This is a genomic window from Elizabethkingia occulta (genome assembly GCF_002023715.1).
In the GTDB taxonomy this organism is placed as follows: domain Bacteria; phylum Bacteroidota; class Bacteroidia; order Flavobacteriales; family Weeksellaceae; genus Elizabethkingia; species Elizabethkingia occulta.
This window is the reverse complement of sequence record NZ_MAHX01000007.1, coordinates 103,429-115,406: the sequence shown is the minus strand read 5'-3', so window position 1 is coordinate 115,406 and position 11,978 is coordinate 103,429. Positions and strand designations below refer to the sequence as shown.

Here is an 11,978-nt window from a genome sequence, read left to right as displayed (position 1 = left end):
ATTGCAAAATCGATTATTCATGATTATTTGTAAATGATTAATATAAAATATTCATCAATAAACATAATGCAACTAACATAGCATTAGTAAAAACAAGGTCTAAAAAACATCATAGGTTTTCGAAACCTATTATGTTTGCATAAATAATACGATAAAAAAAGTGAACCACTTGGTTCACTTTTTTTATATCTAAGCATAATTTCTTTTTACGGGTTCCAGATTTTCCAACTCTTCGGGAGTAAATAATCTGTAATGTATTTTAAAAGTTTTCCCCAATGGTGTTTCCAGAGAAAACCCACCAGGTCCAAAACCATCCAGAATATCTAACGTAAAATGCGAATACTGCCAGTATTCAAACAGATCTCTGTCTACCCAAAATTCATATTCTTTTACATGCCCGAGAAGAACGTCATTCATTCTCGGAAAGAAACCTCCTTTTTCAAAGCATTGTGGCTGTGTTCCTTCACAACATCCTCCGGCCTGATAAAACATTAACGGTCCATACTTTTGCTCCAGCTCCTCTACTACTGTCAGTGCTTTATCCGTTATATCCAATCTGGAAATCATATTTACTATTATTTTAACTTGAATTCTATATAAAACTCAAAAATTATTGTCAACACAAAGACACAAAAATTTCATTTACATAATGCTTTATTAAGGCACTCAAAGCTTTTATCTTGTGTACAAGATAAACGATATTTTGTTGTATCCTAAAAGCGCATTTAAAATGCTATAAGCTATAGTGCCATTGTGCAACCTGAAACAGGCAGTTAAAAAGAATGATTTACACTATTTTTTTACACCATACCCAGATTATATTGATGGATAATAAACAACTAAACCTTTCAGAATCTTTATATCATTCTTCAGGTTTAGTTGCTCAAACACACTATTTAAAAAAAGCCTAATTTGTTTTTATTATAGGATATCAACATATTTTTAGTCTGACGGTAATGATCGAGCATCATTTTATGATTTTCTCTTCCAATTCCGGATTGTTTATATCCTCCAAAAGGTGCTCCCGCAGGATAGGAATGGTACTGATTCACCCATACTCTACCAGCCTCAACAGCTCTCGGAATACGGTACAACTGATGTGCATCCCTTGTCCATACGCCGGCACCTAGCCCATAGATGGTATCATTTGCAATAGCAATTGCTTCTTCTTCGTCTTTAAAAGTTGTAACGGCCAGTACTGGTCCAAAAATCTCTTCCTGGAAAATTCTCATTTTATTATTTCCCCGGAACAATGTCGGCTGGATATAGAAACCATCTTCCAGACCTTCCCCTACATTATTCACATCTCCCCCTGTTAATACTTCTGCTCCTTCCTCTTTTCCGAGGTTGATATAAGACAATATTTTATCCTTCTGAATTTGGGAAGCCTGTGCTCCCATCATTACGGTCGGGTCCAATGGGTTTCCAACTTTAATTTTATTCACACGGTCTATTACTCTTTCTATAAACTCATCATAGATATCTTCCTGTACCAGTAATCTGGATGGGCAAGTACAAATCTCACCCTGATTAAGAGCAAACAGAACTGCTCCTTCAATTGCTTTATCCAGGAATTCGTCATCAGCATCCATTACTGAATTGAAGAATATATTTGGTGATTTACCTCCTAATTCCAATGTTACAGGAATAATGTTTTCCGTAGCATATTGCATTACCATACGTCCTGTTGTTGTAGAACCTGTAAATGCTGCTTTAGATACTTTGGGATTGGTAACCAGTACACGGCCTAGTTCTGCACCGAAGCCATTGACAATATTAACCACTCCGGCAGGAATAAGATCTCCTATTAGCTCCATTAAAACCATAATAGATACAGGTGTACTTTCTGCAGGCTTCAGAACTACACAGTTTCCTGCAGCCAATGCCGGAGCTAGTTTCCAAACCGCCATAAGAATCGGGAAGTTCCACGGAATAATCTGAGCGATAACTCCTAAAGGTTCATTCACTATTAATGAAACTGTATCTTTATCCAGTTCGTTATGAGAACCTTCTTCCGCTCTTATAACGCTTGCAAAATATCTAAAATGATCTATTGCCAACGGAATATCCGCTGCCAGTGTTTCCCGAACAGCCTTTCCATTATCTACTGTTTCTACAGCAGCAATATAATCCAGATTTTGTTCTATACGATCTGCAATTTTGTTCAGCATAATGCTGCGTTCTGTAGCAGATGTATTTTTCCACGACTTAAAAGCTTCATAAGCTGTATCAACTGCCAGCGCAGTATCTTCTTTAGTAGAGTGTGCTACTTTAGTAAAAACTTTTCCGTCTATTGGTGAAACTACATCGAAATAACCACCTAGTACAGGGGCCGTAAATTTTCCACCGATATAATTATCATATTTTGCCTTGAACTCAGGTCTTTTTAGTGCTTTGTCTTCTGCAAGCACAGCTTCTGTAGTACTCATAATTATTTTTTTTAAATCTCCTTCAACCGAAGTTATCTACTCTAAGACCAAACACATAGCATAATATTCCATTTTTATAGCAAAATAATCTTCACCGGACAATTTTATCATTTCATTAACAGTACTTTATGGCTCTGTTTGATTTTTATTTAATACTTTTATAAGTCACAGCTTAAAAAAGAAGTCATGAAAAATGCAAAGTCTTTAGTAAATACGCTTACACTCTTACAGGAAGATCAGCTTTCTAATTTCATAGAAAATAAGACAACATTTGGTATGCAAAACTGTGAGTTCAGTATTTATGAAACCCACAGAAGTGCTGCTGATGTAAAACTGAATTTTGAAAATCTTACTTTTACCGGAATGCTTCAGGGAAAAAAACGAATGAAGCTGGATGGGAAAACTGATTATTTCGAATACCTTCCGGGGGAAAGCGTTTTGGTAGCTCCCGGTGAAACTATGATTATCGATTTTCCGGAGGCAGATAAAACGCCATCTCAGTGTATTACACTAAGCTTTAATCCCGACTTTGTGGAAAACTCTCTGAATGAGCTTAATTTCCGAACTCCAAAAGTGGATGAGACTTCTAACTGGAATATTTCTATGGATGAATTCTATCTGTTTAATACTCCTGCTTTGGCACTTACAACCAATAATATTATCCGCATAGCTATGGATGACAATCCTCAGAAGGATGTTATGGCCGATTTTGCATTGAAAGAATTATTAATCCGGTTGATGCAGACGCAAGGCCGAAATCTTGTTGAAAAGTGCCTTATGAAAAGTAAGTCCCATATAGGATATGCTATTGAATTTATAAAAAAGAATCTGCACCAAAAACTCACAATAGATCAGATTGCAAACGTGGCCTATGTAAGCAAATCTAATTTCTTCAAAATGTTTAAAGAAGAGCTGGGAATTTCGCCTAACAGATTTATTCTGGCGGAGCGCATAAAAAAAGCAAAAGAGCTTCTGGCCAGACACGAAAGCATAAAAGAAGTTGCTTTCCAAACAGGTTTTTCGGACACCAATTACTTTACCCGAATTTTCAGGCAGCATGAAGGAATCACTCCTAAAATATTTCAGGATTCTATAGAAATTCTTTAATTTATGAGATATATTAATTGGGGTTGTATGGGGAAATATTTGCTATTTCATTTGTAGTGAATTCTCATCTCTTCGTCCATCCCATAGCGCTAACACTTTCAAATAGTATTCATCGAATTAATAGAAAAGAAAGTCATCGCGGATAATTTTCACCCGAACATTTTCCAGATCGGTTTTACGTCCTATACCAGAAGTTTCAACAACCTGCTTTATAGTGCTTATTATAAGTTTGTTTAGTTTAATACTAAACTTTTTGGATTTATTTCTTTCAATCCAGTATTCAAGAATAGCTTTTCGTTCAAGATTGGCTTTTTGTGTCCAGATTATTTTCCTTGCAGCCATTCATCAATATCTTTATTTGCTTGCTCATCTGTTAAAAAAACATCTTGAGCAGCTTCAATAATTCTATTATTTTGCGCCTCACTTAACTGAAAAACCCCCTGATCTAATTCAAAATCTAATATCTTTTGAATCTCTTCAATGATGCGAGTTTCTTTAAGTTTGGTTATTTTATTTATTATGTCAATTTTTAGCTCTGCTGTATTCATTTCCATCAGTTTACTTCAAATTTACAAATTTTAATTTCCTGATTACATTATTATTCGAACACAATATTTACACTTTAATGTAGATTTTCTTTTTATCCAACCAATAGGCCAATAGCCAGCAGAATCCAAGAAAAATAAGTGCATATAGAAAAGATCCAAATTCTGGTGAATAGGATATTGGATCACATATGTGTTTGTGAAACCACCCCAAAGGGGATAAGTATTTTATTTTTCCTTTATCATCCAAACCATTTTCAATTCTGATAAGGCTGAACAACCTTGGTACTACTCCACTGATAACATAGATAAATAACGGATTTTTTCCAAATACATCAAAGAACTTCATCAGACCATTTCTTATTTCAAGAATTTCTATAAACCATATTAACACTCCCAGAACTGTTATAGCCAGCCCTGTAGTCAGTAAAGTATAAGAACTGCTCCATATTTTCTTATTATACGGAAAATCCAATTGCCATACATAAGAAATAAAAAGCGCTATAATGCCCAGAACAAAAAGCCCCGACAACATAGAGTAGATACTATTTTCTTTCAAAGTTTTTCCAAACCACTGAATATTTCCCTTTTTCTGAATATAATTACCAACCAGGTAACCGAATAAAACCTGTGGAATTGCAGGAATGGTACTAAATAAACCTTCAGGATCAAAAGGAACTCCTTCTCCTTTATATTCATGTGCAACTCCCAGTATACTGTGATCTATTGGTACACCAATAAAGCCTTCTATACTATACGGATCTGTTCCGCCCAACAGTGATGTGAGCAACCAGTAAATAACTAGCAATGCACCACTAATCCATAAAACCATTTTCTCTTTGAAGTAATAGGCAATAACCGAGGCAAAGAAGTAGGCTATTGCGATTCTTTGTAAGACTCCCATAATACGGACGCCACTTTCTTCAGAACTTTTCCAGCTCATAAAGCTTAGGCTGTTATGATCCCATTTGAAAAACGGGCACCAATTAAGAAACAGACCTATAGCAAAGATTAACAATGTTCTTTTAATTACTTTCTTCCAGAAAACAGAACTATCCTGCTGCTGAAACTTTGGTATTACAAAAGTCATCGCATTTCCTACCGCAAAAAGAAAAAACGGAAAGACCAGATCTGTAGGAGTACAACCATGCCATTTAGCATGTTCTAAAGGTGGATATATAGCAGACCAGGTTCCGGGATTATTTACTAAAATCATTAGTGCGACCGTGGCACCACGAAATACATCTAAGGAGTAATAACGGGCTGATTTCATTCAGAAGTAATAAAATTTAACTATAATATTTCTATATTCTAACAAATATAGCTAAATACTTTACAGTATAGACAAATAAAAAACCGCAGATAGACTGCGGTTTCTTTATATCGATTAATTCTGTTTAGCCGTTGCCGGTTTTTCGTCTTTCTTTTTTGCATTTTCCTGCCATCCATCTTCAGGCATTAGCATCGCAATAATTTTACTTTTTGTAAGATACTTTTTAGCCACATTCTGAAGATCTTTTGTCGTCAGTGCTTTTACTTTTTCCTGGTAGTCAAGAATTTCATATTTATCACTGCCATCATACTGGTTTTTAGTAAGAGCATTCATCCAGTACATATTGTCTTTCAGATTTGTTTTATCATCGTTATACTCTCCTTCCTTGTATTTATCGAGATCTTTTTGCTCCGGTCCGTTGTCAATAATTTTCTGAAGTTCAGTTAAAGCACTTTTAGTTAACTTTTCAGCATTCTCCGGTCCACAAGGGAAGCTTATACTGAAGTTATAAGATCCGTAAGGAACTTTACTCATTCCTCCTCTGGCTCCTCCACCATAAATACCACTCTCATCTTCTCTCAATTTCTCAATTACTTTTATTGTTGCAACTTCTCCTAATGCAGATAATGCCAATGCGTCTTTTTCGCTATAAGGAGCTTCACCATTATAAGAGATTGTTACTAAACTTTTAGGATCTTTTCCTTTTTTGTAGACTTTATTATAGTCTCCGGTAATCTGTCTGTAACCGGAATCTTTGTATGTTGTTGATTTTCCTGCAGAAGGTAGACTTGCAATGTATTGTAAAATTTCATTTTTAAACTTAGCCTCGTCTATGTTACCCACAAAATAGAATTGGAAATTCCCGGCGTTTGAAAACTTATCTTTATAAATATCATAAGCTTTCTTATAATCCGTATTGGCCCAATCTTTTTCCATCGGAATTATACCAATAAATCTAGGATTCTTCTGATTCATAAATTTAGCATGCTCACTGGAGAAATAGAATTGAGGATTGGACAGCAGATTATTTAGCATAGCAGACTGCTTTTCTTTATAAGCATTGAATGCTGCCGGATTATAATTTAGTCCTGTAAAATAAGCATAAATAAGCTCCATCGTAGCTCCCAGATCCTTTTGGGTTGTTCTTCCGGAAATTCCCTCGGTATAAGTACTTATAAAAGGATTTACGCTCACTTGTTTACCCGCCAGGTAATTGGTCAATTCTGTTTTATTCAGACCATTTACTCCCGCCTCTGATAATGCAGAAAAAGCAAACTGGGTTTTATTATAGTCTGCATCCGGAATAAGAGAGCTTCCGCCTAAGCTTCTGGCTGTAAATACAATTTCGTCATCTTTGAAATCTGTCTTTTTAAAGGTTACTTTAGCACCGTTACTTAGTGTCCATGTAGTTGTTCCCAGCTTAGCATCTGTATCCGTTTTAGCAATTTTCCCTTCAGATTTGAATGGCTTTACCAAGTTTTTAATGGTTGCTTTTTCCTCATAAGGTTTAAGATCTGCAACTTTTACATCATCAAAAGTTTTCAATACCATAGCTTCTGTAGGCATTGTAATATTATCCTTTTTAGGTCCGGTAATTACAATAACACGACTGTCGTCTTTTACCAGCTTTTTGATCACTTCATTTGTCTGAGCAAGTGTTACAGAAGGCAGGCTTTTTTTAGTGTGCTCATACTCCCATACAATTCCCGGCACAGGTTCCTGCTCCAGGAAATTTCGAACATATTCATCAACCAGAATACCACTTTCTGTTTTATCCCGGTTATTATATGATCTTTCGAGATTGGATAAAGTCTGTGCTTTGGCCCGATCTAATTCGGACTGAGTAAAGCCAAATCTTTTTGCTCTTTCTACTTCTTCTAAAAGAACCTTCAATGCATTAACCTGACCACCTTCTTTTGTCATTGCGAATCCCTGAAAAGCTTCTTTACTTCTTGCATATGTTCCGCCATGATAGACAGAACCATAAGTAAACGGCGGATTGGTGGAGTTTACAAGTTCTCTTAGTCTGTTATTCAGCATAGCTGCTGCAATATTCTCAATCAGACTTTGATTATACTGTTCTATAGTAACGTCCGGCTTATAAGTTTCTTTATCTTTTATAATAAATCGAACCATGGAGCTTGTAGCATCCGGATCTGTTTCAATAGACACTAATGTTTCCGCATGATTCGGAAGATCAAAAGACTTTCTCTCTCTTACATTTTTAGGATTCGGATATTTCCCAAAGTTTGTTTTAATCTTTTGCTCGACCTCATCTACATTAATATCTCCTACGACAACTATTGCCATAAGATCTGGTCTGTACCAGTCTTTATGGAACTTTCTGATTACATCTGGTTTAAAGTTTTCCAGAACTTCCTTTTTACCAATCGGTAGTCTTTCTGCATACTGGGATTTATAAAGCATTTTAGGAAGATATCTGTCCATCATTCTCTTATCAGCTCCTAATCCTAGTCTTAGCTCCTCTAATACAACACCTCTTTCTTTGTTTATTTGTTCATCCGAAAGTGTTGCATTAAATGCCCAATCCTCCATTACTTTTAAACCAGAATCCAGATTTCCAGGCTTGTCCAATGGTACAGGAAGCATATATACGGTCTCGTCAAAACTGGTATAAGCATTAAGGTGCTGTCCAAATTTAACACCGATGGACTGTAAGAAATCTACAAGCTTATTATCCGGGAAGTTTTTGGTCCCGTTAAAGTTCATATGCTCCATAAAGTGAGCAAGACCTCTTTGGTTTTCATCTTCAAGAATAGAACCGGCATTAATTGCCAGCCTGAAATCAACTTTCTTCTCAGGCATAGTATTCTTTTTAATATAATACTTCATTCCGTTCGGAAGTGTTCCTGTCCTTACAGTAGGATCAACCGGGATGTTTTGGGCAAAAATATTTGCTCCCGCCAAAAAGATGACAGCAAATGATAGTAAATTTTTTTTCATATAAATACCTTTTAATTTGAAAACTAAAAGTATTAATATTTTTTAATTACATAAAATTTACTTCAAAACAATATAGTTAAAATAAAGTTAATTGTACTAAAATTAAAAAAACCGCAGATAAACTGCGGTTTCTTTAACTATTTTTTATACTCATAATATCGAGCTCCTTTCAGAACCGGATTTTCAGTTTCTGTATAATCCAGCTTAAATCCTTTTTTATCAGCTGCAACAGAATTTTCAGCCTGTTTGCGGTGAAGCTTTTCATAAGTAGGGAAATCAATGGCCTGACGTTCTTTAAGATGATCAAACAGATTCCACTTTCCAACTACACTTTTCCAGTTAGTGCCTATAGTGGCTTCGAAAACTTTCGACTTGGAACCACTTCCGTAAGCAAAGAAACCGACTTTCTTTCCGCTAAGATCTTCACCATCATTGGCAGAAACCTGAAGTGCAGAAAGTAACGCCATAAATACTGAAGCAGTATACATGTTTCCTATTTCTGAGGAAGCCCGCTGGGATGTTTCTATTTTTTCATTTACAAGTGCCTTATAAGCATCACTACCGGCAACAGCTTTCAAATCATCATTTGTTGCGTAAGGCAAATTGTTTTCTATAGCAAAAATCTCACTGAAAATTCTTTTACCATGGAATGCGTAAGGCAAATGGAATATCAGGAATCTCCAGTCTGCAAATGCATTTCCGGAAATGCCTTTCTCTTCTTTAAAGTGCTGGTAAGCTTCACGGATTCTGTCTTTAAAACATTCGTTTGAATATTGTCCGTCGAAAACAGGTTCATCGGAGAACACTTCAATTTTATCAGGAAAACTTTCCGGAGCATTATTCAGCTCTTCTTTCTTATAATGTCTTCTTGGCTTGAAAAAGTCGAAAACACTTTCCATACCTACTCCCCAGTGATTTTCTATCTCCAGCAAATCTGGTTTGGAAGAGACTAATAAAGCTACAGCTCCACCTCCTTGTGTATACTCACCTCCTGAAGCCAATTCATATTTTGCATAGTCTGATGCTATAACAACTGCTTTCTTACCAGGATTTACTCTTACAAAATCAATAGCATTTTGCAAAGCATCTACTCCACCAATACAAGCAAAAGTCATATCTAAAACATCACAATTTTTGAAACTGCGACTTCCATATTCTTCTTCTAAAGCTTGTTCTACCATTTGTACAGCAAGAGTCGCTGTAGGTTTTGCGGCATCCAGAGCACTTTCTGTTCCCAGATATACTCTGCTGATTTCTTTCGGATTAATATTGTAATCATTGATCAGCCTCAACAAAGCTTCTGCAGCAAATGTCGCAGCATCTTCATGTACATCCGGAAAAGCCATTTTATGAAGTCCTAATCCTTTTTCTAATTTTAAGGGATCGATACCTCTATTCTCTGCTAAATCTTTAATTTCCAAATACAAGTGCGGCACATAATAAGAAGCCGCTTCAACTCCAACTCTCATAAATATTAGTTTTTGTAAAAAACCCTACGAAGTTAGGGAGTTGAGTTTAAAAAGAAAAAAATATGGCGTACTATTTTACACAGTACGCCATAATTATTGATGTTGTTTTTCTGTTTATTGAGGTAAATCTTCTGATATTTTCTGTTTTTTTGAAACTACTTTCTCCAGAATATATCTTATAGAAGAAGCATCCGCAGGTGGATTAGCTACTTTTTCTTTTTTCACTTTCAATACATATTCGTATCCTGGTTCATAAGTAAATCCTTCAACGGACTGATACATATAACTCCAGATTTTAGCATCTCCTTCTTTTACCAAATAGCATTTTTGCTTTCCTACACCAGTACAGTCAACTTGTTTTGAAGCAATTAAAAATGTTTCGGCATTGCTCTCTTTAGCTGTCTTTTGTACGTTACACTGCTGAAGTACAAAAAGTCCTAATCCGGCCACAAATAGTTTACTAACTGCAAGTATTTTTTTCATAGAATTTATATTTCCGGCCTTAAAGACAAGAACCGTGCTAAAAAGTCTAATTTGGATTATTTTTTTTCGAAAAAGGACAAAAATTAAAGATCGTAGTGGTTAGGATGCTGTGCTTTAATCACATCCACAGTTCCTAAAACTTTATCTTTTAATGTATCCTGATATTGCTGTAATTTTTCTGCTATCTGCTCATCTGAGCTCCCTATTATTTTAGCGGCTAAAATACCAGCATTTAAAGCTCCATTCAATGCAACTGTTGCTACCGGAATACCACCCGGCATTTGCAGAATAGACAATACTGAATCCCATCCGTCTATAGAATTACTGGATAATATTGGAACTCCGATTACCGGAAGGGTTGTACAGCTTGCCACCATTCCCGGAAGGTGTGCTGCACCTCCTGCTCCGGCAATAATTACTTGCAGACCTCTCTGTTTTGCAGACTTAGCATATTCGAACATACGTTCTGGTGTTCTGTGTGCAGAAACCACAGTCAGTTCATATGGAATACCTAAATCATTAAGAAAATTGGCTGCCTGTTCCATAATTGGTAAGTCGCTCTGACTTCCCATAATAATTCCGATCATGTTTACTTTTTTTAGATGGTCAAAGATAATGAAATTGAAAGGAAAGCTTATTGTAATTGCTCTATTCCTAAAGCCATTTTAGCAGAAAGACTAAGCAGAGGTGCAACATTTTCTTTTTTCACCAAAAAGAAGCCATAGGAATCTCCTAAAGTATTCATATTCATTAGCTCAAGATCCCTTTCCGCCAAAGCTTTCTGTATATAAGGAAAAAGATCGTGGCTGTATGTTTCTTCAGGATAATTGAAATTCCATCTTTCATCCAAAAATGCTCCGATAATTCCTTCAATATCCTCCGGATCAAATTTCCAGTCGCTGTACCAATAATTATCTTCATGAATAATCTCAAACCTTAGTGGGAAATAACCATCATCATAATACTCCCAATCTTCATCTTTTCCCTCCAGTTCTGCAATCAGCTCATCTTTATCTCTATAATTCTGCTCATACAGATATTGAGCCTTTTCTTCTAAATCTTCAATCTCCCAGTAATTTGCTAAGTCCAGAACGTCTTTAAAGTCTTGCAATGTAATTTCTCTGGAAACTCTGGCGTTCGGATATTTATCTGTAATGCCTTTATTAATCTCTACTGCGGTTTCCTGAGACATAGCTGCCAATACTTTTTCAAGTTCAGCTACAGCTGGCTCTATTTCAGGATCCGGATTATTAAGATCAACAATATCAATTGAGTTGAGTAAGCCTGCAATACTATAATCCATACCTCTCTTGTAAAAAATACGATAAGCATTTATTTCCTCTCCATCACCTACTATTACGAAAAGTACATAGAACTTGTGGAGTGCACTTTTAAAATAGCTTCGTTCTTCTTCAGAAGGATCAGTCTGGAAATTGAACTGCATAAGATTATATTGTGCGTCTTTTTTCAACCATTCCTCTGTATCTATAAGACCAATCTCTGCTTTTTCATGAACTTTATTCAGTAATTCATAAAAATTAGAAAATCCATTTTTCTTTAACACATTCAGATCAGTCTCACTATCCCGATAAGAGTTCGGAATTTCATACCAGATCATTTCTGCGACTTTATACTGCCCTTCCACCAGTGTTTCTACATAACTATTCTCTTCCTGCAGATACATAAAAAGCTTATAAAAACTTTTGAA

The 11,978-nt window shown here is 35.8% G+C and carries 11 protein-coding genes; 1 reads left to right on the top strand and 10 read right to left on the bottom strand.

What is annotated here, in order from left to right:
• Positions 1–189: 189 nt before the first annotated feature.
• Complete coding sequence (locus BAZ10_RS05295) at positions 190–567, bottom strand: DUF779 domain-containing protein (protein ID WP_078771175.1); 378 nt, start codon at positions 565–567, stop codon at positions 190–192.
• Between the two features lie 329 nt (positions 568–896).
• Complete coding sequence (locus BAZ10_RS05290; protein ID WP_059323898.1) at positions 897–2,429, bottom strand: aldehyde dehydrogenase family protein; 1,533 nt, start codon at positions 2,427–2,429, stop codon at positions 897–899.
• Positions 2,430–2,615: 186 nt separating this feature from the next.
• Here BAZ10_RS05290 and BAZ10_RS05285 point away from each other — a divergent pair, with 186 nt between their 5' ends.
• On the top strand, positions 2,616–3,536 hold the full coding sequence (locus BAZ10_RS05285; RefSeq protein WP_078771174.1) for an AraC family transcriptional regulator: 921 nt from the start codon (positions 2,616–2,618) through the stop codon (positions 3,534–3,536).
• A gap of 117 nt (positions 3,537–3,653) precedes the next feature.
• Here BAZ10_RS05285 and BAZ10_RS05280 read toward each other — a convergent pair whose 3' ends face one another.
• The 8 genes from BAZ10_RS05280 to BAZ10_RS05245 form a co-directional block, all read right to left on the bottom strand.
• On the bottom strand, positions 3,654–3,878 hold the full coding sequence (locus BAZ10_RS05280) for a type II toxin-antitoxin system RelE/ParE family toxin (protein WP_245803761.1): 225 nt from the start codon (positions 3,876–3,878) through the stop codon (positions 3,654–3,656).
• A complete protein-coding gene (locus BAZ10_RS05275) occupies positions 3,860–4,084 on the bottom strand; it encodes a hypothetical protein (RefSeq protein ID WP_059323901.1) in 225 nt (74 codons plus the stop codon). The genes BAZ10_RS05280 and BAZ10_RS05275 overlap by 19 nt, the downstream gene beginning before the upstream one ends.
• Before the next feature lie 67 nt (positions 4,085–4,151).
• Entirely contained in the window at positions 4,152–5,354 is a 1,203-nt protein-coding gene (locus BAZ10_RS05270; RefSeq protein ID WP_078771172.1) for an acyltransferase family protein, read from the bottom strand.
• A gap of 114 nt (positions 5,355–5,468) precedes the next feature.
• Positions 5,469–8,318, bottom strand: a complete 2,850-nt coding sequence (locus tag BAZ10_RS05265) for a M16 family metallopeptidase (protein ID WP_078771171.1) — start codon at positions 8,316–8,318, stop codon at positions 5,469–5,471.
• Between the two features lie 137 nt (positions 8,319–8,455).
• Positions 8,456–9,787 (bottom strand): hydroxymethylglutaryl-CoA synthase family protein, encoded by a 1,332-nt coding sequence (locus BAZ10_RS05260; protein ID WP_078771170.1) that lies wholly within the window; start codon positions 9,785–9,787, stop codon positions 8,456–8,458.
• Between the two features lie 114 nt (positions 9,788–9,901).
• A complete protein-coding gene (locus BAZ10_RS05255) occupies positions 9,902–10,270 on the bottom strand; it encodes a DUF4377 domain-containing protein (RefSeq protein ID WP_078771169.1) in 369 nt (122 codons plus the stop codon).
• 83 nt (positions 10,271–10,353) lie between these two features.
• Positions 10,354–10,857, bottom strand: coding sequence for a 5-(carboxyamino)imidazole ribonucleotide mutase (gene purE / locus BAZ10_RS05250; protein ID WP_078771168.1), 504 nt, complete (start codon positions 10,855–10,857; stop codon positions 10,354–10,356).
• Positions 10,858–10,904: 47 nt separating this feature from the next.
• Entirely contained in the window at positions 10,905–11,954 is a 1,050-nt protein-coding gene (locus BAZ10_RS05245; protein WP_245803760.1) for a DUF6630 family protein, read from the bottom strand.
• Positions 11,955–11,978 lie beyond the last annotated feature (24 nt).